17 protein-coding genes are annotated in these 23,716 nt (G+C 69.7%); 10 read left to right on the plus strand and 7 right to left on the minus strand.

Annotation, left to right across the window (positions count from 1 at the left end; all coding sequences use genetic code 11):
- The first annotated feature begins 29 nt into the window (after window positions 1-29).
- The 6 genes from DO944_RS06480 (at window position 30) to DO944_RS06505 (ending at window position 10,480) form a co-directional block, all read left to right on the plus strand.
- The gene (locus tag DO944_RS06480; RefSeq protein ID WP_112615827.1) at window positions 30-2,603 is read left to right on the plus strand and encodes an isopeptide-forming domain-containing fimbrial protein; all 2,574 of its coding nucleotides are present in this window, start codon (window positions 30-32) and stop codon (window positions 2,601-2,603) included.
- Window positions 2,600-3,526 carry a SpaA isopeptide-forming pilin-related protein gene (locus DO944_RS06485; RefSeq protein ID WP_112615829.1) on the plus strand — a complete coding sequence of 309 codons (927 nt, stop codon included), beginning with the start codon at window positions 2,600-2,602 and terminating at the stop codon, window positions 3,524-3,526. The genes DO944_RS06480 and DO944_RS06485 overlap by 4 nt, the downstream gene beginning before the upstream one ends.
- Before the next feature lie 78 nt (window positions 3,527-3,604).
- Window positions 3,605-4,009, plus strand: coding sequence for a CrcB family protein (locus DO944_RS06490; RefSeq protein WP_240309785.1), 405 nt, complete (start codon window positions 3,605-3,607; stop codon window positions 4,007-4,009).
- Entirely contained in the window at window positions 4,006-4,392 is a 387-nt protein-coding gene (locus tag DO944_RS06495; RefSeq protein WP_309300100.1) for a CrcB family protein, read from the plus strand. Before DO944_RS06490 ends, DO944_RS06495 begins: the two co-directional genes overlap by 4 nt.
- Window positions 4,393-4,513: 121 nt before the next feature.
- Window positions 4,514-7,924 carry an efflux RND transporter permease subunit gene (locus DO944_RS06500; RefSeq protein WP_112615833.1) on the plus strand — a complete coding sequence of 1,137 codons (3,411 nt, stop codon included), beginning with the start codon at window positions 4,514-4,516 and terminating at the stop codon, window positions 7,922-7,924.
- A gap of 405 nt (window positions 7,925-8,329) precedes the next feature.
- Window positions 8,330-10,480: a DEAD/DEAH box helicase gene (locus DO944_RS06505; protein ID WP_112615835.1), complete on the plus strand. Its 2,151-nt coding sequence runs from the start codon at window positions 8,330-8,332 to the stop codon at window positions 10,478-10,480.
- A gap of 267 nt (window positions 10,481-10,747) precedes the next feature.
- On the opposite strand, the gene DO944_RS06510 is transcribed toward DO944_RS06505, so the two are convergent.
- On the minus strand, window positions 10,748-11,812 hold the full coding sequence (locus DO944_RS06510) for an Rv2578c family radical SAM protein (RefSeq protein WP_112615837.1): 1,065 nt from the start codon (window positions 11,810-11,812) through the stop codon (window positions 10,748-10,750).
- 256 nt (window positions 11,813-12,068) lie between these two features.
- Between DO944_RS06510 and DO944_RS06515 the strand changes: the two genes are divergently transcribed.
- Window positions 12,069-12,653, plus strand: a complete 585-nt coding sequence (locus DO944_RS06515; protein ID WP_112615839.1) for an NUDIX hydrolase — start codon at window positions 12,069-12,071, stop codon at window positions 12,651-12,653.
- A 50-nt stretch (window positions 12,654-12,703) separates the two neighbouring features.
- Window positions 12,704-13,897: a M15 family metallopeptidase gene (locus DO944_RS06520; RefSeq protein ID WP_258524595.1), complete on the plus strand. Its 1,194-nt coding sequence runs from the start codon at window positions 12,704-12,706 to the stop codon at window positions 13,895-13,897.
- A 119-nt stretch (window positions 13,898-14,016) separates the two neighbouring features.
- Here DO944_RS06520 and DO944_RS06525 read toward each other — a convergent pair whose 3' ends face one another.
- The 5 genes from DO944_RS06525 to DO944_RS06545 form a co-directional block, all read right to left on the minus strand.
- Entirely contained in the window at window positions 14,017-14,586 is a 570-nt protein-coding gene (locus tag DO944_RS06525; RefSeq protein WP_112615841.1) for an ECF transporter S component, read from the minus strand.
- Window positions 14,583-15,494, minus strand: a complete 912-nt coding sequence (locus DO944_RS06530; RefSeq protein WP_258524596.1) for a siderophore-interacting protein — start codon at window positions 15,492-15,494, stop codon at window positions 14,583-14,585. The genes DO944_RS06525 and DO944_RS06530 overlap by 4 nt, the downstream gene beginning before the upstream one ends.
- Window positions 15,495-15,534: 40 nt before the next feature.
- Window positions 15,535-16,353: an energy-coupling factor transporter transmembrane component T gene (locus tag DO944_RS06535; RefSeq protein WP_112615845.1), complete on the minus strand. Its 819-nt coding sequence runs from the start codon at window positions 16,351-16,353 to the stop codon at window positions 15,535-15,537.
- Window positions 16,350-18,155, minus strand: coding sequence for an ABC transporter ATP-binding protein (locus DO944_RS06540; RefSeq protein ID WP_112615847.1), 1,806 nt, complete (start codon window positions 18,153-18,155; stop codon window positions 16,350-16,352). The genes DO944_RS06535 and DO944_RS06540 overlap by 4 nt, the downstream gene beginning before the upstream one ends.
- A 75-nt stretch (window positions 18,156-18,230) precedes the next feature.
- Window positions 18,231-18,773 carry an ECF transporter S component gene (locus tag DO944_RS06545; RefSeq protein WP_112615849.1) on the minus strand — a complete coding sequence of 181 codons (543 nt, stop codon included), beginning with the start codon at window positions 18,771-18,773 and terminating at the stop codon, window positions 18,231-18,233.
- Window positions 18,774-18,964: 191 nt separating this feature from the next.
- On the opposite strand from DO944_RS06545, the gene DO944_RS06550 reads away from it, so the two are divergent.
- Window positions 18,965-22,576 carry a S8 family serine peptidase gene (locus tag DO944_RS06550; RefSeq protein ID WP_112615851.1) on the plus strand — a complete coding sequence of 1,204 codons (3,612 nt, stop codon included), beginning with the start codon at window positions 18,965-18,967 and terminating at the stop codon, window positions 22,574-22,576.
- 73 nt (window positions 22,577-22,649) lie between these two features.
- Here the strand turns inward: DO944_RS06550 and DO944_RS06555 are convergent, their stop codons facing one another.
- Window positions 22,650-23,297: an FMN-dependent NADH-azoreductase gene (locus DO944_RS06555; RefSeq protein ID WP_112615853.1), complete on the minus strand. Its 648-nt coding sequence runs from the start codon at window positions 23,295-23,297 to the stop codon at window positions 22,650-22,652.
- A 72-nt stretch (window positions 23,298-23,369) separates the two neighbouring features.
- Between DO944_RS06555 and DO944_RS06560 the strand changes: the two genes are divergently transcribed.
- The gene (locus DO944_RS06560) at window positions 23,370-23,699 is read left to right on the plus strand and encodes a helix-turn-helix domain-containing protein (protein ID WP_112615855.1); all 330 of its coding nucleotides are present in this window, start codon (window positions 23,370-23,372) and stop codon (window positions 23,697-23,699) included.
- The last annotated feature ends 17 nt before the right edge of the window (window positions 23,700-23,716 follow it).

Below are 23,716 nucleotides of genomic sequence, written 5' to 3' on the forward strand. Positions count from 1 at the left end.
AGCTTCGAACAACCCCGAGGAACAGAACTATGGTCACATCCCGTGTCAGAGCGGTGCCGCAGGAACCGGCACGTTCGCATCCGTCGCGCCTGCGAACACGGTTGAGGAAGCTCAGCGCGGCTTCTCTGGCAGTGGTGGTTCTGAGTGGCCTCGCCGCCGCGCAGGCCCCCGCGCCGGCTCAGGCCGCCACCGCGTACCAGATCGAGGGTGCGTGGGGAGCGAACACTCCGACCACGGTCAAGACCGGTGACGTGGTCAGCACGACGTGGCGCTACAACGTCAATGACGACGGCCCCGCACCCACGAATGACCCCGTGGACAATGTCACCCTCACCTTCGCCGCCCAGGGAGCGGTGTTCACCACTCTTCCCAGCGTATGCAAGGTCGAGGGGGTCAGCCCAGCCTCGTCGATCTCTGCAGACGGCAAGACGATGACGTGCAACGTCGGGACGCGAGACCAGGGCACCGCCGAACTCGTCATCACCGGGATGACGGTGCAGGCGAAGGATGGCGAGCGCGTCACCGTGTCCGGGAGTGTGGGTGGCGTCTCCGCGGCACTGCCTCTCCTGCCCGTGAAGAATGCGTTCGCGATGGACCTGAAGTTCGACGGCTCGATCAGGAGCTACCCCAGTGATAACGGCGCGTATCAAGAGTTCGATCTACCATGGTCGCTCCGTCACGGCCCCAATGGGCCCGCGGGTCCCGCATCGGTTTCGTACAGTGTTCAGATCACTGACTCACTGAATCAGGACGTTCAGCTTTTCGCGGGTGCAGCTTGCCAACCCTTGGACCTTGTTTTCTCGGGATATCCGAGGTCCGATAGTGCTGCTCCTGCGAACCAGCGGGCCGCATTTCCTTCATGCACGATCACGCGTGTCTCGAAGAACAACTTCACGCTCATCCTGAGTGGGCTGAATTACGCGCAATCATCTTATCCGGCGAAGGATGGCGCTGCGGTCGATCTGCCTTCGGGCTGGGATGTCATTGCATCGGGAAAGATCAGAATGTTCTTCCCGTATACGAGTGCAGGTAATCTCACGGCGACGGCAAGCGCGCCAACGTACACCGCTCCGAGTTCCGGCGCGACCTCCGTTGACGACCCCAACAACAACTCGCACCCCGTGCCCTATACGCGCGGCACTCAGACCGGCGGGTGGCAGCCTCAAACCATGAGTCCGCGCCCCATTGGAAGCTTCTGGGATGACACGTTCCGGCAGTTCGCCGGCGGTCCGGTGCGTCAGGGCGTTGCAATCGTGCCGACGACGAACGCCACCACGAACCAGGTGTGCAGCATCCTCGATACGAAGTACGTCGAATTCCAGCAGGCCGCCGTGGGGCGGCCCGATGGCTTGGGGAAAATCACACCCGACCCGAACGTCGTCGAATGGTACTACGTGGGCGCTGACCCGCTAGTGAATCCGAATAGCGCCTCATACAACCCCAATGCATTCAATTGCGACACCGGCTGGGGGAGCAGCGACTGGGTCTCGACCCCCCCAGCTGATCGGAGCCGAGTGAAGGCCGTCCGAGCCGCTATCGGGAACCAGAGTGGCTTCGACATGACCGATCGTCAGCTGGTCATGCTGTATGTCGACTCGAAGATCAAAGCAGGGGTCGCCGACGGGCAAGACATCTGGCAATGGGGATCGTACAAGTACGGCTCGGGTGCTTGGGTGTCTGACAACCGACAGATGGACGCGGCGAGCAAGCCCGCCTACGGCACCGCGACACCGAACTCGCGCTACCCCTTCACCGGGGCGTTCCGGGACGTGATGCGGGTGATCGTGGCCCAGCCCACCATCGTGAAGCAGGTGGATCCGAGCGAGACGATCCCGGGCGCGACGGTCACCTACACACTGCGTTACCGCGCTGAAGGAGCGACGAACATCACCGTGCCCGGCTACAAGGTGGTCGACACCCTGCCTGCGGGGATGAGCTTCGTGCCCGGCAGCGCCTCAGTGGCGCCGACCTCTGCGGCCGGGCAGACCCTTACCTGGGACTTCGCAACCGTCAGCACGAATACGGACTACGTCATTACCTTCCAGGCGACGATCCCGGGCAACGCCGTTGCGGGAGCCAAGTTCGTGAACAACGCTTCCTCGAGCATCGGTCAACACCGGGCAACAGCCAGCGCTACAACCACGATCCGCGACGGCGGGCTGACCCTCCTCACCAAGACTGCGGAGAATGCGAAGGTCCCCCACCAGGATGGCGTCGCACGAGACTCGTGGACCGTACGAATCACCTCAGCCGACGTCAAGCCGCAAACGTTCACGGACACGATCGATGTGCTTCCCTACAACGGTGACGGCCGGGGGACGAATTTCTCCGGTGGCTACCAGCTGAGCGGCCCCGTTCAGGCGGTCGCTGGCGCGACGGTGTACTACACCAGGGCCGCCCCCGCAACGCTGAAGGCTGACCCTGCGGACCCGTCGAATGGGGCAGCGAACAACCCGAGCGGGAACACGGTGGGGTGGAGTACCACTTTCATGGCTGACGCAACGGCAGTGCGCGTCATCGGTCCCGCGTTGGCGCCGTCCGCGCAACAGCAGTTCACCATCCCCGTGGTCACCTCGGGGCAGCCGCCGAGGACGTCTATGTGAATGTCGCAGAGGCTCGTGCCGAGAGGACCAAGCTCAGCATGCGCACCTCGAGCAGGTTCGAGATCGCCGCGGTCAATTCGGTTGCCTTGAAGAAGTACGTGCAAGACTCTGATGGGCAATGGCGCGACGCGCAGAACGTGGACGACTATCCCACGCGCTACGCGGGGGACACGGTGCGGTACCGCCTGGTCGTCACCAACACGGGTGATCAAACGCTCACGAATGTGCGGGTCACGGACGACCGGGTCGAACTCGCCGCTCTGCAACCCCTACCCGACGGCCTCGCAGCCGGGGCAGTGATTCCGGAGCTGCTTCCGGGCGAAGACAACGCGGTCACGATCGAGTACTCGATCGTGCTGGGTGACGAAGCCGCGGGCGGGCCACTGATCAACAACGCGTGCGCGGTTCCCGCAGACACGGACGTCGATGAATCCTGCGATCCCGCAGGGATCATGGTCAAGACGTCGACGCTCTCGTGGGAGAAGGTGAACGCGGGAGACACGGCGGAGCATCTCGCTGGGTCAGAGTGGTCGCTGGTGCGAGTCGACGCGCAGGGCAGCCCGATCGGCTCCGCGATCGCGGTGACGGATTGCGTTGCAAGCGCAGCTGCCGAGTGCCGTGGCACTGATGTGAATCCGGAAGCAGGAGAGTTCACGGTTTCCGGTCTCACTGCCGGGGACTACGTTCTGACGGAGACGCGCGCCCCTGCCGGGTATGTTATCGACGACACCCCGCGTCAGATCACCGTGCGCGGTGACACGGCGTTCGAGCTCCCCATCGAGAACGTGCAGTCGGAGGTCCCGCAGTTGCCGCTCACCGGAGGCACCGGCACGTTTGAGATCTTCGTCGCGGCTGGCGCAGCTGGTCTTGGGGTTGCGCTCCTCCTGTGGGTCCAACGGCGTCGCTCTCGCGTAGCGGGGTGAGTCTCCTCCGGGGTGATGGTCGGCGGGTGCCCGGAGTGGCGGCACCCACCGACCCATCCCGGGGTCTACGGTGGCGACGTGGTCGAGCGGGCGCGCATCTCGCCGCTCACGCTGGTCCTCGTCGTGATCGGCGGTGCGGCCGGCGTCGCCGTGCGAGCCGCGCTCACTCTTCCGTTCACCGGATGGACCCACCCCCTCGCGGTGCCCGCGCTCACGCTCGGATGCAATCTGCTCGGGTCCTTCCTGCTCGGCATCGTCGTCGGTCGCTGGGCGGTCAGCCGGCCCCGGCTCCGCGCGTTCGTCGGCACCGGCGTGCTCGGCGGGTTCACGACGTACAGCGCCTTCGCCGTGCAATCGATCCAGGTCGCCACCGCCGCGCCGATCGTCGGGCTCGCGCTCATCGCCATCAGCCTCGCCGGCGGCGCCATCGCCGCGGCGCTCGGGCTCGCCCTCGGCATCCGCCGCGACGGGGATGCCGCATGAACGGGGTGAGTGCCGGGATGCTCGTTGCCCTGGTGGTCGCGGGTGGGGCGGGCGCCGGCATCCGGTACGTCCTCGATGTCCTCCTGACGCGGGGGCGCCGCGATGCCTTCCCCGTCGGCATCCTGGTGATCAACGTCACCGGTTCCGGGCTGCTGGGGCTCCTGACCGGACTCGGCGCGCTCGTCGCGCCCGACTGGCTGGCCGTCCTCGGCATCGGCTTGCTGGGCGGATACACGACGTTCAGTACGGTGTCGGTCGACACGATCCAGCTGATGCGGCGCGGCCGGCGCGACTGGGCGATCGTCAACCTCGTCGGCACCTTCGCCATGGCCGTCATCGCCGCGGCGATCGGCATCGTCCTCGGGGGATTGCTCCCAGGCTGAGCCCACGCCTCCGCGGCGACCCCGTGGGATACTGAAGTCGATACATCCATGTATCGACGAGCGCATCGCGTTCGCCTGCACCACACCTACCTGCGCCGGTCCGGTGCGTCCGAGGGAACCCGTGTCGAAACTCGCCGTCCTGAGCCTGAAGAACCGCGCTCTCATCGCGCTCATCACGATCGTCGCCGCGGTGTTCGGCGGCCTCGCGCTCACGAACCTCAAGCAGGAGCTCATTCCCTCGATCGAGCTGCCTCAGCTCTCGGTGGTCACGACCTACCCCGGTGCCTCGCCCGAAGTCGTCAACACCGACGTCTCGACCCCGATCGAGACCGCGATCCAGGGTGTGCCCGGGCTCGAGTCGACGACGGCGACGAGCTCGACGAACGCCTCGATCATCCAGGCGTCGTTCACCTACGGCACCGATCTGGCCACTGCAGAGCAGAAGATCCTGCAGGCGATCAACCGCATCGACAGCCAGCTCCCCGACGGCGTCACGCCGAATGTGCTGAGCTTCTCGCTCGACGACCTTCCTGTGATCCAGCTGGCCGTGACCGGCTACGACGACGCCGAATCGGTGCAGGCCCGGCTCGAGAGCACGGTCATCCCCGACCTCGAAGACGTCGACGGCGTCAACGCCGCCCAGGTCGTCGGAGGCCGCGTCGAGCGCATCACGATCACCCCCGACCAGACCGCGCTCGCCGAGGCCGGGTACACGCAGCAGGCCATTCGCGACGCGCTCGATCAGAACGGCGTCCTGTTCCCCGGCGGCGAGATCACCGAGGGCGACCAGTCGCTGACCGTGCAGACCGGCGCGAAGATCGCCTCGGTCGACGAGTTGTCGGCGTTGCCGCTCGTGCCGACGGATGCCGCTCAGCTCACCGGCGGCACGACCACGATCGGCGACGTCGCCACCGTCGCGCAGGAACCGTCACCGGTCACCTCCATCTCGCGTGTCGACGGCGAGCCGGCCCTGACCATCGCGGTCACGAAGCTGCCCGCCGCCAACACCGTCGACGTCTCGCGCGGCGTGCTCGACGCGCTGCCCGCGCTCGAAGACGACCTCGGCGGCGAGGCTCAGTTCACGGTCGTCTTCGACCAGGCGCCGTTCATCGAGCAGTCGATCGAGGCCCTCGCGCAGGAGGGCCTGCTCGGCCTCGTCTTCGCGGTGCTCGTGATCCTCGTCTTCCTGCTCTCGGTCCGCTCGACGATCGTCACCGCGATCTCGATCCCCACGAGCGTGCTCATCACCTTCGTCGGCATCCAGGCGTTCGGCTACTCGCTCAACATCCTCACCCTCGGTGCCCTCACGATCGCGATCGGCCGAGTCGTCGACGACTCAATCGTCGTCATCGAGAACATCAAGCGGCACTACGTCGAGGGAGCCGACAAGCTCGCGGCCATCACCCTGGCCGTTCGCGAGGTGGCCGCCGCCATCACGGCGTCGACGATCACGACCGTTGCCGTGTTCCTGCCGATCGCCTTCGTCGGAGACCTGACCGGCGAGCTGTTCCGTCCCTTCGCCCTGACGGTCACCATCGCGATGTCGGCCTCGCTGTTCGTCTCGCTCACGATCGTCCCAGTGCTCGCGTACTGGTTCCTGCGGCCGGGTAAGCCCGTCGTGACGCCCGACAGCCGGCGCATCGACCCCGAAGACCCCGAGGCGCCGCCGTCGCGACTGCAGAAGGCCTACCTGCCGGTCCTGCGCTGGACCCTCCGCCACTCCGCCGTCACGCTGGTGCTGGCGGTGCTCGTGCTCGGCGGCACCCTCGCGGCCGTGCCGCTGATGAAGACGAACTTCCTCGGCGACTCCGGTCAGAACACCTTCACCATGACGCAGACGCTCGGGCCTGCGGCATCCCTCGAGGCGGAGGATGCCGCCGCCCAGCGCGTCGAGGACGCGGTCACCGGCCTCGAGGGAATCGACGCCGTGCAGGTTTCGATCGGCTCGTCCGGATCGCAGCTGCGCGACGCCTTCTCGGGCGGGGGCGGCGGGGTGACCTACTCGATCACGACCGACAGCTCGGCCGATCAGCTCGACGTGCGCGATCGCGTGCAGCGCGCCGTCGCCGACCTCGAGGGCGTCGGCGACATCCAGATCGCCGCCGGTGGCGGCGGATTCGGCTCGAGCGACATCGAGATCGATGTCACCGCGCCCGACCAGACCGCGCTCCGCGAGGCGACCGACGCGGTCGTCGCCTCGCTGCAGGATGCCGACGGCGTGAGCCACGTGACGTCGAACCTCTCGGCCTCGCTGCCGTACATCGCCGTGACCGTCGATCGCGACGCCGCAGCATCCCGCGGCCTGTCGGAGGTCGCGGTGGGCGGCATCGTCTCGGGCACGATGCAGCCGCAGTCGATCGGAACCGTCGAGATCGACGACACCTCGCTCACCGTCTACCTCGCGGCGTCGCAGGCGCCCGCGTCGATCGACCAGCTGCGGCAGCTGACGATCCCGACGGCCGGCGGTCCCATCCCGCTGCAGGACGTCGCGACCGTCGAGCAGAGCGAGGGGCCGACCTCCATCACGACGCAGCGCGGTCAGCGCACCGCGACGGTCACCGTGACGCCCGCGGGCGACGACCTCAACGCGGCATCCGGGATCGTCCGGGATGCGCTCGACGAGGTCGAGCTGCCGCAGGGCGCGGATGCCGAGATCGGCGGCGTGCTGACGCAGCAGCAGGACGCCTTCGCGCAGCTCGGGCTCGCCGCGCTCGCCGCCATCCTCATCGTCTACATCGTGATGGTCGCGACCTTCAAGTCGCTGCGGCAGCCGCTGCTGCTGCTCATCTCGGTGCCGTTCGCGGCGACGGGAGCGATCCTGCTGCAGATCGCGACGGGCGTGCCGCTCGGCGTCGCCTCGCTCATCGGTGTGCTGATGCTCATCGGCATCGTCGTGACGAACGCGATCGTGCTCATCGACCTCGTGAACCAGTACCGCGAGAAGGGGCTGTCTGCCCACGACGCGACGATCGCGGGAGGATCGCGCCGTCTGCGACCGATCCTGATGACCGCGCTCGCGACCATCTTCGCGCTGACGCCCATGGGGCTCGGGATCACCGGCCACGGCGGGTTCATCTCGCAGCCGCTGGCGATCGTCGTCATCGGCGGGCTCATCTCGTCGACGCTGCTGACCCTGCTCGTGCTGCCGACGCTCTACAACCTCGTCGAGGGAGCGCGCGAGCGCCGCGCGGCGCGGCGGCGCGGTGACGTCGGTGCCGGCGCGGATGCTGGTTCGACAGCCGGTTCCGCGGGAGACGGGGTGTCTGCGGCGCCGATGACTCGGCGCGAGCGGCGCCTCGCGGAGGCGGCCACAGCCGAGCCGACCCACCTCGTCGTGCCGGTGGACGGTTCACCCGATGCCCCCACGCACCTGGTCATCCCGGTCGCGCCTGATGACCACGAGGTCGGCGACGCCCATCCTGGTGCTGGAGGGCCGGTGGATTCCGGTGAACCGGAGGCCGGGTCGTCCCGTCGACAGGCTCAGCGCATTCCCGGGCCTTCCCGCGGACCCCGTCGCCGCCGCCTGGCCTGATCGCGGCACGCGCCGGACTGGCGGCGGGCTCGCGCCGGGCTGCCGGCTTGCCGCGATGCAAGGGATTGCCCGCGGCGCGCCGTGGCCGGGAGCGAGGCGCCGGGGTGTTGCGCCCGAACCCTTGCATCGCAGCACGCGTTGCCCCCGCCCCGGCCCTCGAGCCCGGCCCTTGCACCCGGGCCCCGCGCCGCGGCGGGCGATTTCTCAGGCGGATGCCATATCGTGGGCGGGTCGGCTCTGGGCAGCGCGTGATCGCGACAGGTTTTGTGAGTCCATGGGGCCGATGGTGAGCGCCGATCGGCGCGCATGACCATCATGTGAATGGCCCCCGGCCGACGGATGTCCGGGTTTGCCCGCGTGCGCGCGGGCGCTGTTCTCGTGCAGAGAACCCAGAAGGACACACCCATGCCCAAGAACAAGAAGCCGGCCGGCGGCCGCGCGCAGAACTTCGAGCCCCGCTACGGCAAGAAGACGTCGTACCAGGACGCGAAGCGTCGCCCCGGCCAGTCCTCGGCCGGAACCCCCGGCAGCAAGAGCCCCGGTCACCGCGGCTACCGTGCCGAGAGCGAAGACACCGGTCGCAAGAACCGCTGGTCCTCGCAGGACCGTGCGGGTCGTGACGAAGCGCGCGGCATCCGCTCGCAGGCCCGCGACGACCGCGGTGGACGTGGCGAGCGCTCGTTCCGTGACGACCGGGGTGGTCGTGACGACCGTGCGCCTCGCGAGCAGCGCGGCTACGGGAACGACCGCCGATCGGATGCCGGTGGCCGGCGCCCTTACGAAGCGCAGCCTCGCGACGACCGCCGGACGTTCGGCGACGCGCGTCCCTCGTTCCGTGACGACCGTCCCCGCCGTGACTTCAGCGACCGCCCGACGCGCTCGTTCGATGACCGTCCCCGTCGTGACTTCGGCGACCGCCCGAATCGTGACGACCGTCCCCGTCGTGACTTCGGTGACCGTCCCCGCCGCGACGATCGCCCCGCGCGTTCGTTCGATGACCGTCCGCGTCGTGATGATCGCCCCGCGCGTTCGTTCGATGACCGTCCCCGTCGTGACTTCGGCGACCGCCCGAACCGTGACGACCGTCCGCGTCGTGATGACCGTCCGGCGCGTTCGTTCGATGACCGCCCTCGTCGTGATTTCGGCGATCGCCCGAACCGCGATGACCGTCCGCGTCGCGACTTCTCGGACCGTCCGCGTCGCGATGACCGCTCGGCGCGTTCGTTCGATGACCGCCCGCGCCGTGACTTCGGCGACCGTCCGAACCGTTCGGACTGGAACGCCGAGACGAAGTCGAAGGCCCACCAGGACCACGTCGACACCGTCCACGAGCGCCTGCAGGCGGAGGCCGTGGATGCCGCATCCGTCGCCCAGTCGTCGTTCGCCGACCTCGGCCTCGGTGACAACATCGTCCGTCAGCTCGACGCCCTGGGTGCGGCATCCCCGTTCCCGATCCAGGCGGCCACCATTCCGCCGATCCTCGAGGGCAAGGACGTCCTCGCCCGCGGCCGCACCGGCTCGGGCAAGACCATCGCGTTCGGCGCTCCGCTCGTCGAATCGATCCTGCGCAGCCAGGCCGGCAAGCGTCGCGAGTTCGGGCGTTCACCCAAGGCGCTGATCCTCGCTCCGACGCGCGAGCTCGCGCTGCAGATCGACCGCACCGTCCAGGCGATCGCGCGCAGCGTCGGGCTCTTCACGACGCAGATCTACGGCGGAGTGCCGCAGGCGCGTCAGGTCGGTGCGCTCAAGAAGGGCGTCGACATCATCATCGGCACCCCCGGCCGCATCGAAGACCTGCAAAACCAGGGAAAGCTCGACCTCTCCGAGGTGGGGATCGTCGTGCTCGACGAGGCCGACCACATGAGCGAGCTCGGGTTCCTCGAGCCCATGCAGCGCATTCTCCGCCTCGTGCAGGACGGCGCGCAGAAGCTGTTGTTCTCGGCGACGCTCGACCGCGAGGTCGCCGCTCTGGTCGACGAGTTCCTCGTCGAGCCGGCCGTCTACGAGGTCGCGGGCGAGAGCCAGGACACCTCGACGATCGATCACCGTGTGCTCGTCCTCGACCACCGTGACAAGGCCGAGATCCTCAACTCCCTCGTCGACCGCGACGGCAAGACGCTCGTCTTCGCCCGCACCCGCGCCTACACCGAGATGCTCGCCGAGCAGTTCGAGGATGCCGGGATCGCGGCGGTCGCGCTCCACGGCGACCTCAACCAGGGCAAGCGCACGCGTAACCTGCAGCGTCTGACCGACGGCAAGGTGCGGGTGCTGGTCGCGACGGATGTCGCAGCCCGTGGCATCCACGTCGACGACATCGACCTGGTCATCCAGGCCGACGCTCCCGACGAGTACAAGACCTACCTGCACCGCGCCGGGCGCACTGGCCGCGCCGGTCGCTCGGGCGCGGTCGTCACTCTCATCACGCGTCAGCGTCGCCGTCGCATGACCGAGATGCTCGAGCGTGCCGAGATCGACGCCCCCTTCGACGATGTCCGCCCCGGCGACGACATCCTCGAGGAGGTCTCGGGCCGACAGCTCGCGAACGTCGACGCCTGAGCCGACGCCCGCCGACGCCCCGTCGAGCGCTGCGACCCGACGGTCGTGGCGTTCGGCGGGGCGCTTCCGTTGGCAGGGCGCTCGCGCTTCGCGTGCCGTGCGCAGGCTGAGGGCCGTGAGAGGCTGAGCGATGGGAGCCGGCCGCGGGTTGAGCCTGATCTCGGGACCACACCCCGGCAGCGCGGGCGAGTGTCCCGGCTCGCACTCCCGGCTCCGGTCGTCCGCAGCGCCCCGGGCCGCGAAACTCGGGCCACCGTGCTGCGTGTGTCAGAAGAGGGTGGGAACGGATGCCGCTGCAGCGGCGCGGCCGCGCGAAGTCGTGACCACCGGTCCGGGGCGGAATCGTCGCGTGGCGGGCTGGACCTCTTCCTCTTCGAGCCCTCCCCGAAGGCGATGCCGCGCGAGCAGAGGTCGAACGCGCGTCGCGAGCATGCGCCGGTAGCCCTGCGGTGCCTGCACCGAGGCCCCGGGGTACAGGCCGCGGTACACCGGCACGAGGTCGGGGCGTTCACGCGCGAGCCACTGCTGGAACCAGGGTTTGACGCCCGGTCGCAGGTGCATCGCGCCGTAGACGACGCGGGCGGCGCCGGCATCCGCGATCCGGCTCAGGGCATCGTCGAGCACCTCGGTCGAATCGGTGAGGTGCGGCACGATCGGCATCAGGAACACCGTCACCCGGAACCCCGCGGCGCTTGCCGCTCGCACCGTGTCGAGGCGAGCGGCGAATGTCGGCGCGCCGGGTTCGAGCAGCTGCCGCAGCGGCTCGTCGAGTACCGCGATCGACATCGCGAGGTCGACGGGCACCGAACGTGCCGCCTCGGCAAGCAGCGGCAGGTCGCGGCGCAGCAGGGTGCCTTTCGTCAGCACCGAGAACGGCGTGCCGCTGTCGACCAGCGCCGTGATGATGCCGGGCATCAGCCGATAGCGGCCCTCCGCACGCTGGTAGGGGTCGGTGTTCGTACCGAGAGCGACCTGCTCGCGCGCCCAGGTCGGTTTCGAGAGCTCGCGGCGCAGTACGTCGGCGACGTTCAGCTTGACGACGATCTGCGAGTCGAAGTCGGCTCCCGCGTCCATGTCGAGGTACTCGTGCGTGCCGCGGGCGAAGCAGTAGACGCAGGCGTGCGTGCATCCCCGGTAGGGATTGACCGTCCAGTCGAAGGGCATCGCCGATGGGCCCGGGACCCGGTTGAGAGCCGAGCGCGACATGACCTCGTGGAAGGTAACTCCTGCGAACTCGGGCGTCGTCACCGAGCGCACGAGGCCGTTGAGTGTCTCGAGGCCGGGCAGCGCAGCGGCATCCGCCACGCCCATCTGCTGCCCCTGCCATCGCATGAGAAGATTCGAACAGGAATTCGAAGTCTTGTCAAACATGTAAGCGCGAACCCTCGTATGCTCCGGTGCCGGTGAGGTGACAGGCAGATCGTTTCACCGGGGATCGAGGACGCTGCGAGCGGATGGGGGAGTGCGCTGTGACATTGACGTCAGCTGGGGAGAGGGTGAGATCCGCGATGACGAGGGTGCGTCGCCGGCTCGTCCGAATGGATGAAATCCGCCGCGCTGTCGGTGCCGGTGCGAAGGGTGCCGCACGATGACGATCATCGATCGAACCGCGTCGTACGCCAAACAGTTCACCGTCAGCGGCTACGTTCTCAATCGCGCAGAGGACCGAATCCTCCTCATCCATCACAAGAAGCTCGCGAAGTGGCTTCCGCCGGGCGGTCATGTCGACGAGGACGAGACGCCCCAGGCGGCGGTCGTGAGAGAGGTGTTCGAGGAGACCGGCGTGGCAGCCGTGCTGCGCCCGCACGCGGGCGTCGACCTCGCCGCGGACGGTCGCACCGAAGCTCAGCTCGACCTCCCGATCAGCATGAGCTATCAGCTCATCCCCGAGCGTCCCGGCGAACCCGCGCACATCCATATGGACATGGCCTTCGTGCTGCACACTTCGGAGCGCGGCGCCCCGACGCCCGCGGCCGGAGAGGTCCATGACGCGGGCTGGTTCTCGAGCATCGAGATCGACGAGCTCGACGCGTTCCCCTCCGTGAAGGTGATCGCGCGAGAGCTGCTCGCTCCGGCGGCTGCGGAAGGGCGCGCGGGCAGCGTGAGCCCGGGAGCATCGCCCGCCGGACCCGATGCCGTGTTCGGCGAGGGGACCAGCCCGGGTCGCGGGTGAACCGCGCTGCGAACGGAAACTCAACCGGACCCGCAGGGCAGAATGGGGTCGTGGTGCACCCGACCGAGCCCGAGACGCGTCGCTCGCGACGCGAGCGATCGGCGGAGGCGCGCCCCCTCCCCTCGCGGCGCGAGCTGCGTGAGCGGGCCGGCGCTTCCGGTTCCGCGGCAAGCGGTGGGGGTGAGGAGGTCGCTTCGGCTTCGTCGGCGGAGGGCCGATCACCGGATGCCGCCGCCCTGACGGCATCCGTGCGTCTGCCGGCATCCGTCTACGTCCGCCGCCGCGCCGTTGCGGCCACGGCTGCACTCGCACTCGTCGGCCTCGTCGTCGCCGGTACCGCCGGCTTCACGTCGGCACTCAGCGGACCGGATGAGGCTCCCGTCGACCCCGTCGCCGCGCTCGTCGGTGACGCCGCGGCGGGCGCGCCCAACGCATCGTCCATTCCTGCGCCCGCGCAGTCCGGCGATGCTGCCGCCGCCCAGCCGGCCGACGACGCGACGACGGATGCCGCGGCCGCGGGCGACATCTGCGGTGATCCCGGATTCCAGCAGGCGCTCGCGTCGGGCTCTGACGCCGACGTCATCGCCGCGGCCGGGGGAGCCGAGCCTTTCCGGGCCGCGATCGCGGGCGGTGCGGCCCCGTGCATCGATCTGCACACGGCCGGCCGCACGTGGGTCGTCGTGAACAAGCTGAACGCGCTCGATCCGATCGACTACTGGCCCGAGCCGCAAGCGCGCGCCGAGGGCGTCGAGCGGACGAGTGGCGGACACATGCGCGCTGACGTCGCGTCCGCCCTCTCGCAGCTCGCGGCCGCCGCGCAGGCTGAGGGCGCGGGCACAATCGGAGTGAACAGCGGGTTCCGGTCGTACGACTTCCAAGTGTCGACGTACCGCAACTACGTCGGGCAGCTCGGCCAGGGCAACGCCGACCTCACGAGCGCCCGCCCCGGGCACAGCGAGCATCAGACCGGTCTCGCCGTCGATGTGGTCGCATGCGACGGTGGGTGCGGGGCGATCGAACAGTTCGGCGGCACGGCGCAGTCGGACTGGGTCGCCGCCAACGCGCATCGCTTCGGGTTCATCATCCGCTACCCCGACGGCTTCACCGAGACGACCGGGTACGAGTACGAGCCCTGGCACCTGCGGTACATCGGCCCTGACCTCGCCGCGCTCTACGCCGAGGGCGGCTACCGCACTCTCGAAGACTTCTTCGGGATGCCGCCCGCCCCGACCTACGCCGACTGACCCCGCCCGGCGCCCGGCGCCCTGCGCCCGGCCCGTCGACTCGCCAGGTTCTGCGGATCGCGCACCGGGCGCATCCGCATTTTTCGGCGAATCGACGGGGGAGGGAAGGGGGAGAGGGGTCAGGCGGGCGTGCGGCGCCGGGCGAGGGTCGCGACGCCGGCGGCGCGCAGGCGGTCGCCGATCAGGATGCCGAGCCACGTCGCTCCGACGCAGCTGGCGATGCAAAGGGCGACGAACCCGATCAGCACGGGCGCGGTCATGCTCCACAGATCGAACGACTGCGCTGCGAACACGGGATACGTCGCGCCGATGATCGCGGCGCCTGCATAGTGCAGCCATGTGTTCCAGCGCCGGTAGAGCGTCGCGAGGAACGGCAGTTCGGGGAAGAACGACCAGTAGAGCATCGTCGCGACCGATCCGATCGTGAAGAACGGCGCAAGCACGAGTCCTGAGATCAGCCCCACGAGCAGCCCCGCTCCCGGGCGTTGCAGCAGCCTGAGGGCGATGACGGCGGGCAGAACCCACAGCCCGGCGATCGCCACCGTTGCGAACGGCACCGTGAGGAACAGGGTCGTCGACGCGACCCACGCAGGCGCGAGCAACGCGGTCGCCGCGACGCCGATCGCGGCGCACGTCAACAGGTATGCCGTCGAGACACGCGCGGCGCGCGATCGCGGTGCCGCGGTCATGCTCGCGTCCCCCGCTCCGTCGTGGCTCGGCGTTCATCATCCGGCGCGTGCTCGGATGCCGCCTGGGGCTTCGGGGTCGGCGAGCTCGCGCCCTCGCGCCAGTACCCGACGAAGCTGATCTGTTCCTTCGGGATGCCGTGGTCGGCGACGAGCATACGCCGGGCGGTGGTCGGCAGCGACTGCTCGCCGACGACGAACGCGTGGAGGGGCTGCGCGGGCAATGCGCCCGGTGCCAATCCGCTCAGCGCTGCGAGGGCGGCTGACCCCGGCTTCGCGTCGGGCGCCCGGACGAGCCACCGGACCTCGACCCCCGGAGGTGCATCGATCTCGAGCACGTCGTCGCTCGACGGGGCCTCGATGAACGCGGTTCCGGATGCCGTTGCCGGCAACGAAGTGCAGATGGAGGCGACGGCCGGTGCCCCCGTCTCGTCGGCGACGAGGAGCACATGATCGATGCCTCGCTCGGGGTTGAATCGCAGCCCCTCGTCGATGATGACGACGCTCTCTCCCTCGTGGGCCTGCGACGCCCAGCGGGAGGCGGGTCCGGCGGTTGGCCCCGAGCCGTGCAGGACGAAGTCGACGTCGATCTCGGCACCGCCCGACGGCCCCGACGACCGATACGCCCGCACCGAGTAGTTGCGCATGACCGGCCGTTCGCCCTCGGGGATGCGGAGGTACTTCAGGAAGCCGAACAGCTTGTTGGCCTTGGCCGGGATGCGGTCGAGGGCCTCATCGCCGCCGAGCGGCAGGAAAAGGCGGAACCACTGGTCGTAGCCCAGCGGTACGAACCGGTCGATGTCGCCGCGTCCCAAGGTGACCCGCATCCAGTGCGGGGCGAGGCGCTCTGCGCGCAGCACCTCCAGACGCACCAGACCGGGCGTCATGGGCTTCACGATGTTGCGGGTCATGCGCAGCATCCTTTCCAGGCTCGACGGGGTGCGGTCGGCATCAGGGGGTCCAGGGGAAGAGGGGGATGAGGATCGCGGCGGAGGCGAGCCAGAAGAGCGCGACGAAGGCGACATCGCGCCGCCGGAACGGCACCAGGTGCCGCTCGGTGCGGTCGCGATGGGCCCCGAAGGCGCGCGCGTCCATCGCGAGCGCGACCCGCTCGGCATGGCGGATGGCGCCGGCCAGCAGCGGAACGACGTAACCGCCCCATCGGGCGACCGCCGCGAACGGGCCTCGCCCGCCATGGGCGCCGCGTACGCGGTGGGCCTGTCGGATGAGGTCGAGCTCGTAGCCGAAGCGCGGCACGAACCGGAACGCCGCGAGCGCCGTGTAGCCGACGCGGTAGGGGACGCGCAGCTGCTGCACGGTCGCCCGCACGAGGTCCGGTCCGGTTGTGGTGAGCCCTGCCATGAAGGCCAGCGCGGCGATCGCTCCGAGCCGCAACCCGGTCGCCATCCCGGTCTCCAGCGCCCCCGCGTGCAGACTCCAGGCGCCGAGCTGAAGCAGCACCGGGGTGTCGGCCACCCGCGCCGCATCGACCCACAGCGACATCCCGGCTCCCACCATCAGGATGCCGATGGGCACGGCGACCGCGAGCAGGAGAACGGTACGCAGCGTCCAACGCGCTCCGACGATGAGCACGCCGTACGCGAGTGCGAGCAGAGCGAGCGGCGTGACGAGATCGCGCGTGAAGATGAGAGCGACCATCGCGGGGACGGGGGCCGCGAGCTTCGCCAGCGGGTTGAGCCGGAACAGCAGCCGACGGGAGGGCGGCGCGGCCGCGTAGGGATCGAGCGCGATGCTCGCCGTCGCGCTCATCGATCGCTCCCCGGCAGATCGCGGAGGCGGGCGATGCCCGACAGCTCGGGGTACCCGTCGAGCCCGTGCAGGGCGCGGCGCAGCGGCGGCATCCGCAGGGCGGCGGAGCGCAGCAGCTCGTCGTCGCCGAGGATGTCGGCGGTCGCTCCGTCGGCGACGATGCGGCCATCTCCGACGACGACGCAGCGCTGGGCGTACTCGCTCACCAGCTGCATGTCGTGGGTGACGACGAGGATCGTCGTGCCGTCGCGGTTGAGGTCGCGCAGCACGTGCAGCAGCTCGTCGGCGCGGGCGCGGTCCTGGCCGAACGTCGGCTCGTCGAGGGCGAGCACGGGTGCGCCGGCGATGAGGGCCGTGCCGACCGACAGTCGGCGCTTCTGACCGCCGGAGAGCACGAACGGATGCCGGTCGGCGTGCGCCTCGAGGCCGAAGCGGCGCAGCATCCCGTCGACGCGCTCACGCACCTCGTCCTCGGGCGTCCGCTGGCGGCGCAGGCCATGGGCGAGCTCGTCGAAGACCGTGGGTGCGACGAACTGGTGCTCGGGGTTCTGGAAGACGAACCCGACGCGCTCGGCGACCGCACGAGGGTCCGCCCGACTCGGGTCGAGCCCGCCCACGTCGATGCGCCCGCGCGCACCGCGGACGACGCCGGCGATCGCCTGGATGAGGCTCGTCTTGCCCGCGCCGTTCGCGCCGACGATCGCGACGAACTCGCCGGTCGCGACCTCGAGGTCCACGTCGTGGAGCACTGTCGTCCGACCTCGACGCAGCGTCAGCTCGCGCACCGAGACCGCCGGCGCCTGCGCCTGCGCCTGCGCCGGAGAATCGCGCGAAACTCGGACCGAATCGGAGGTCTCCCCCGACGATGCCGCGATTCTCCGATTCTCGGCACCGGATGCCGCGGCCTCGAGCCCCGCGCGCAGCTCGTCCGGCGACAGGGGGAGCGGGTCGAGCGGATAGCCCGCTTCGCGCAGGCGCAGCGCCGCGATGGTCGACACCGGCAGCCATACGCCGATCGCGTGCAGCTCGGCCGCCCGTTCGCGCAGCACCGCGTCGATCGGACCGTCGGCGATGGTGCGACCGCCATGGTCGAGCACGACGACACGGTCGGTGAAGCCGATCGCCGCGTCGAGATTGTGCTCGACGAGCAGGATCGCCCGGTCGCCCGCGGCAGCGATCTCGCCCAGGGCGGCGTAGACGTCTTCGATGCCCTCGGGGTCGAGGTTCGCGGTGGGCTCGTCGAGCACGAGCAGGGGCGACTCCATCGCGAGCGCGCACGCGATCGCGAGGCGCTGGCGTCCGCCGCCCGAGAGGCGGTCGGGGTTCTCGTGCCGCCGCTCCCAGAGCCCCATCCGGCGCAGCGCCCGCTCGCTCCGCGCGAGGACATCGTCGACGGGCAGCCGCAGGTTCTCGGGGCCGAAGGCCACCTCGTCGAGCAGGGTGCCGGTGACCAGCTGCGCGTCGGGGTCTTGGAAGACCATGCCGACGCGCGTGGTGAGCCGGGGGATCGGGGTGGTCGCGGCATCCTCGCCCGACACGAGCACCGTGCCCTCGGTCGTCGCCGGGATCGACTGCGGGATCAGCCCGTTGAGCGTCAGTGCGACCGTCGACTTGCCCGAACCGCTCGGCCCGAGGAGCAGCACGACCTCACCGGGAGTGACGGAGAACGAGGCGCCGCGGGTAGCTGCGGCTTCCGATCCCTCGTAGGTCACCGCGAGATCGCGCACGGCGAGCAACGGCGCGGATGCGGTCGCGGCGACCGGCGTTCCCGCCGTGGCGGCACCGGATGCGGCGGATGTCACGGGCGTCCTCGGATCGGATCGGATGCGCTTAGCTTAGCCGACCCTAACTTGGCCCGGAAAGGCCGGCGAGGGTGCTCAGCGACGGGCGACGCCGGCGCGGCGCAGGCCGACGCCGATCCACAGGCCGATGGCCGTCCAGGCGACGGGCCCGAGTACGGCCAGGGTCAGGTAGGTGGCCTGAGCCCACAGCGGGAGGGCGCTGAGGTGAGCGGCGAAGAACACCGCGAGGGCGACGACGACGCCGATCACGAGACCCGAGACGAAGAACCGCCAGGGCGCCCACGAGCGATAGCGGACGAGAGCGGCGACGCCCTCCTGCAGGCCCCCGAAAAGCACGGCGGTCCCCAGGAACTGGAACGTGTACGGCGGCGCGACGGCCGAAGACGCGAGCGCCGCGATCAGGTGCGTGATGAGCGCGACCCAGCGGAGGCGCAGAGTCTCCTGCGCGACGATTCCGGGCAGCACATGGATGCCGAGGAGGAAGCCGTAGACGATCGGCAGCCCCGTGATGACGGGGACGGCGAGCCAGCCCTCGATGCCGCCCAGCAGGCCCGTTGCGACCCCGATGGCAGCGCAGACGAGCAGAACGCGCGTCGAAAGGCGGGATGCCGGGGCCACCCGCCCAGCCTATGGGACGCGCGCACGGCGGCTCCCTCCCGGGCCGTGAGAAATGCGGCGGTGGGGGCGATGCTCCCGTGACCTGAATGAAAGCCGAGGGTTCCTTGTGTCGGAACTGTGAGCTAGGTTGACTTCACCGCGCGCCGACGACGCCGCGCGGACTGCTCATCCATCCCCCCACTGGAGCGCACATGGTTCGCACCACCCTGCGAACAGTCGCGGCTGTATCCCTGGCTGCACTGTTCACGAGCTCTGCCGCAACGGCATCCTTTGCTGCAACGGGAGAGGGGGTGAACATCCCGGTTCCGATCGAGAGCGAGAGCGGGCGCTACATCGTCCTCCTCGACGAGGCTCCCGTCGCGACCTACGAGGGCGGCGAGGCCGGCCTCGCGCCGACCAAGCCCGACGAGGGCGAGCGTCTCGACGCTCAGTCCCGCGCCGTCACCGACTACTCCGGCTTCCTCGAGCAGCGTCAAGAAGAGGTCGCGAGCGAGGTCGGCGCAACTCCCGACGCGACCTACCAGACCACCCTCAACGGGTTCGCGGCCCAGCTGAGCGCCGACCAGGCAGGCAAGCTCGCCGCCAAGAAGGGCGTGCTCGGCGTCTTCCCCGACGAGATCCGTCACGTCGACGCCGTGCCCTCGACCGAGTTCCTCGGGCTCGAGGGCGCCGGCGGTGTCTGGGAGAAGGTCGGCGGCATCGATGCGGCGGGCGAAGGCGTCGTCGTCGGCGTCGTCGACACCGGCATCGCGCCCGAGAACCCCGCGTTCGCCGGCGACGCGCTCGGCGCCTCGGCGGGCGACCAGCCCTACCGCGACGGCGACGAGGTCGTGTTCACGAAGGCCGACGGCGGCGAGTTCCGCAGCACGGTCGTCGATCAGGGCGCCGGCACGAAGGATGCCTGGGACCCGTCGCTCCTGAACACCAAGCTCATCGCAGCCCACTACTTCAGCGACGGCGCCGCGGCGAACGGGTTCTCGTTCGCCGACGACCACCTGTCGCCCCGCGACGGCGACGGCCACGGCTCGCACACCGCGAGCACGGCGGCGGGCAACAACGGCGTCGAGGCGTCCGTCGAGGGAGTCGACTTCGGCTCGATCTCCGGCGTCGCACCGGCTGCCAAGGTCGCGTCGTACAAGGCCTGCTACGTCGGGCCCGACCCGCTCGTCACGACCGACGACATCTGCGCGCTGAGCGACCTGCTGGCCGCGATCGACCAGGCCGTCGCCGACGGCGTCGACGTCATCAACTACTCGATCGGCGGCGGCTCGGCCACGACCGTGCTCGCGCCGGAAGACATCTCGTTCTTCAACGCGGCTGCGGCCGGTGTCTTCGTCGCGACGAGCGCCGGCAACTCCGGCCCCGACCCGGTTACGGCCGACCACGCGTCGCCGTGGTACGCCACGGTCGCGGCATCCACGATCCCGACTTGGGAAGGCACCGTCCGGCTCGGCGAGGAGGGCGACACGTCCGCCGCGCAGTTCCCCGGCGCGTCGGTGTCGGTCGGATTCGGCGACACGATCTCGGGCCCGTCGGTCTACGCCGGCGACGCCGGCCTGGCCGGCGCCACGACGCCCGAGCTCTGCCTGCTCGGCTCGCTCGATCCGGCCAAGGTCACCGGCAAGATCGTCGTCTGCGACCGCGGATCGAACGCTCGTGTCGAGAAGTCGCAGGCGGTCGACGAGGCCGGCGGCATCGGCATGATCCTGACCAACGTCACGCCCGCCTCGCTCGACAACGACTTCCACTCGGTTCCCACGGTGCACGTCTCCGACACCGCGCGCCCGGCGGTGCTCGAGTACGTCCAGGGCGGCACCGACCGCGTCGTCACCCTCATCGGCGAGAACGTCACGGGCACCGAGACCCCGGTCCCGCAGGTCGCGGGCTTCTCGAGCCGCGGACCGATGCTCGCCGATGGCAGCGACGTCATCAAGCCCGACATCACCGCTCCCGGTGTCGCGATCCTCGCGGCCACCGAGAACGGCATCGACGAGGACCCGACCTTCGGCATCCTCTCGGGCACCTCGATGTCGTCGCCCCACGTCGCCGGGCTCGCCGCGCTGTACCTCGGCGAGCACCCGCAGGCGACGCCCGCCGAGGTGAAGTCGGCGATGATGACGACCGCGTACAACACCGTGGATGCCGCCGGCGACGCCGTCACCGACCCGTTCACGCAGGGTGCCGGTCAGACCGACCCGACGAAGTACTTCGAGCCGGGCCTCCTCTACCTGAACGGTCCGGCCGACTGGGCCGCGTACCTGCAGGGTCTGGGGCTGCGCGACTTCGGCGTCGACCCCATCGACCCGAGCGACCTCAACCTGCCGTCCATCGGCGTCGGTGCGCTCGGCGCGCCGCAGACGGTGACCCGTACGATCACGGCGACCGAGGCCGGGACGTACGAGGCGCAGGCATCCGTTCCCGGTGTCGACGTGCAGGTCTCGCCGTCGTCCGTGACGCTCGGGGCGGGTGAGTCGGCGACGGTCGAGATCACCCTGTCGCGCGTCGACGCTCCGATGGGCGAGTGGGCCACCGGCTTCCTCACCTGGACGGGCGGGGCGAACGACGTGCGCTCGCCGATCGCGGTGTTCCCGGTGCCGGTCGATGCCCCGGCGTCCGTGTCGGGCACCGGTACCACCGGCTCGGTCGACGTCACGGTGGCGCCGTCGCTGACGGGTGAGATCGACCTCGGTCTTTCGGGCCTCGTGCCGCAGGAGCTGCGCGTGAACCCGGACTTCCCCGAGGTGCCCGGACACTCCGGTGACCAGGACTCGTTCTACGACGAGGGTGAGGCCGGCTTCAACACGTACGAGATCGTCGACGTCCCGGAGGGCACGGAGTACGCACGCTTCGCCGTCGAGACCGAGGCGATCGAGACGACCGACCTCGACATGACCGTGTACCGCGTGGTCAGCCCCGACGACCTGCGCTACTACGAGCAGTGGTCGTCGGCGACGGCATCCGCCAACGAGGCCGTCTCGCTCACCGCGCCCACCGCGGGCACCTACCTGGTCAAGGTCAACCGGTACTCGTTCAGCGAGCCGTTCACCTACGACCTCACCACCGCGGTCGTCGCAGCAGGGGCATCGGGCGGCGAGTTCACCGCGTCCCCTGACCCGCTGCCGACGGTGCAGGGCGAGAAGGCGACCTACACCCTGTCGTGGGCGGGCCTCGAGCCCGAGACGTCGTACCTCGGCGTCGTTCGCTACGGCGAGTCGTCGATCCGGACGATCGTCGAGGTCGAGTCGGGCCAGGGTGCGCCGGTCGCGGTCGTCGCTCCCGAGGTGTCGGGTTCGGCGAAGGTCGGCGGCACGCTGAAGGCGACCGCCGGTGAGTGGGATCCCGCCGAGGTCAGCGTCGCGTACCAGTGGCTTCGCGGTGGTGAGCCCATCGAGGGTGCTACCTCGGCGTCGTACAAAGTGACGCGCGCCGATGTGGGCACCGCCCTATCGGTGCGGGTCACCGCGACGGCGGAGGGCAACCCCCAGGTCGGAACCGCGGTCTCGAATGAGGTGTTCGTCAAGTTCGCCTCGGCGACGAGCGTTTCGCTCAACCGTTACGTCGGAACGGCCTCGCAGCCCTACGTGGTCTCGGTGAAGGTGACGCCGACCGGCGGCGCCCCCGCGACGGGCACCGTCGACATCTGGGTGAACTCGACCCGGTACAGCGCGGATGTCGTCGACGGTACGGCGCGTGTCGAACTGCCCCGGCAGTCGCGCGGGCTGAAGGTGGTCGTCGCCACCTACAACGGCAGTGACACGGTCGAGGGATCGCTGGGACTCAGCGGCTTCCTCGTGCTGTGGTGATGACCGGCTGACGCGCTGCGGCGCGGACGCGCGGGGCGCGCGGACTTCGGTCCGGGCGCCCCGTCGTCATGTTTCAGGCGGTGCGGGATGCCGCGAGCGTGCGGCCGGCCGTGACGGCATCCCGCTCGGCGGTCGCGCGCAGCTCGGCTGCAGCCTCGGTGAAGGCATCGAGTGCGGGGTTCACGCCGACGAGCGTGAAGGGGCGGTGGACGACCGTGAGGTCGAGCCCCCAGACGTCCTCGAAGACGCGCCGAAGCCACCCGGTGGAGTGGTCCCAGCCCTCTTTGGGGCTGCCGGGCTCGTAGTTGCCGCCCAGCACCGTGACGAGCGTTGCGGGCTTGCCGCGCAACGCCGTTCCCTGGGGGTCGATCCGCGGGTCGGTGTACGCCAGGTCGAACCACGTCTTCACGTGCTGCGATACGCCGTAGTTGTAGAGCGGCACGGTGAAGAGCAGGGCGTCGGCGCCGATCAGCTCGTCGGCCAGCTGCTCGCGCAGGGCGACTGCGTCGCGCTGACCAGCGGTCTGCTGCTCGGCGGGCGTGAACCCGGCGGTCACGGCATCCCGCCACGCGGTCGCCGGGATCGGGTCGGCGGCGATGTCGCGGCGCACGACATCACTCGAAGGGTGGGCGGCGAGCCACTCGGCCTCGACGAGGTCGCCCAGCTCACGGCTGGCCGAGGTGGCGGGCAGGATGCTGGCATCCAGACGGAAGAGGGTCATGCGCTTCTCCGATCAGAGGAACTATGAAAAACAAAGCGGCTCCGGGAACGCTAGCACACGTACGATGGAGGCATGACCGAGCCCCACGACGCGCGACAGTGCGACGCCGCGGTGTCGCACGCGTTCTCGGTGCTCGGCAAGCGATGGAACGGCATGATCGTCGATGTGCTCGGACAGGGCGAGCTCTCGTTCGTCGGTCTGCGTCGGGCCGTCGCCGGCATCAGCGATGCGGTTCTGTCCGACCGGCTCACCGAGCTCTCCGACGTCGGGCTGGTCGTTCGGCGGGTCGAGGCGGGACCGCCGGTCGTGGTCACCTACGCACTGACGGATGCCGGGTCGCGTTTGGTGCCGATCCTCAGCCAGCTCGGCGAGTGGGCCGACGGCAACCTCACGCGGCGCTGAGCGCGTGCCGGAGACGG

It is taken from the genome of Microbacterium sp. SMR1 (assembly GCF_003289625.1).
GTDB classification, from domain to species: domain Bacteria; phylum Actinomycetota; class Actinomycetes; order Actinomycetales; family Microbacteriaceae; genus Microbacterium; species Microbacterium plantarum.

Excerpts from the sequence above, each read along its gene's own strand:
- DO944_RS06480 (WP_112615827.1), top strand. The coding sequence starts at position 30 with ATGGTCACATCCCGTGTCAGAGCGGTGCCGCAGGAACCGGCACGTTCG.
- DO944_RS06495 (WP_309300100.1), top strand. The coding sequence starts at position 4,006 with ATGAACGGGGTGAGTGCCGGGATGCTCGTTGCCCTGGTGGTCGCGGGT.
- DO944_RS06505 (WP_112615835.1), top strand. The coding sequence starts at position 8,330 with ATGCCCAAGAACAAGAAGCCGGCCGGCGGCCGCGCGCAGAACTTCGAG.
- DO944_RS06510 (WP_112615837.1), bottom strand. The coding sequence starts at position 11,812 with ATGCGATGGCAGGGGCAGCAGATGGGCGTGGCGGATGCCGCTGCGCTG.
- DO944_RS06515 (WP_112615839.1), top strand. The coding sequence starts at position 12,069 with ATGACGATCATCGATCGAACCGCGTCGTACGCCAAACAGTTCACCGTC.
- DO944_RS06525 (WP_112615841.1), bottom strand. The coding sequence starts at position 14,586 with ATGACCGCGGCACCGCGATCGCGCGCCGCGCGTGTCTCGACGGCATAC.
- DO944_RS06530 (WP_258524596.1), bottom strand. The coding sequence starts at position 15,494 with ATGACCCGCAACATCGTGAAGCCCATGACGCCCGGTCTGGTGCGTCTG.
- DO944_RS06535 (WP_112615845.1), bottom strand. The coding sequence starts at position 16,353 with ATGAGCGCGACGGCGAGCATCGCGCTCGATCCCTACGCGGCCGCGCCG.
- DO944_RS06550 (WP_112615851.1), top strand. The coding sequence starts at position 18,965 with ATGGTTCGCACCACCCTGCGAACAGTCGCGGCTGTATCCCTGGCTGCA.
- DO944_RS06555 (WP_112615853.1), bottom strand. The coding sequence starts at position 23,297 with ATGACCCTCTTCCGTCTGGATGCCAGCATCCTGCCCGCCACCTCGGCC.
- DO944_RS06560 (WP_112615855.1), top strand. The coding sequence starts at position 23,370 with ATGACCGAGCCCCACGACGCGCGACAGTGCGACGCCGCGGTGTCGCAC.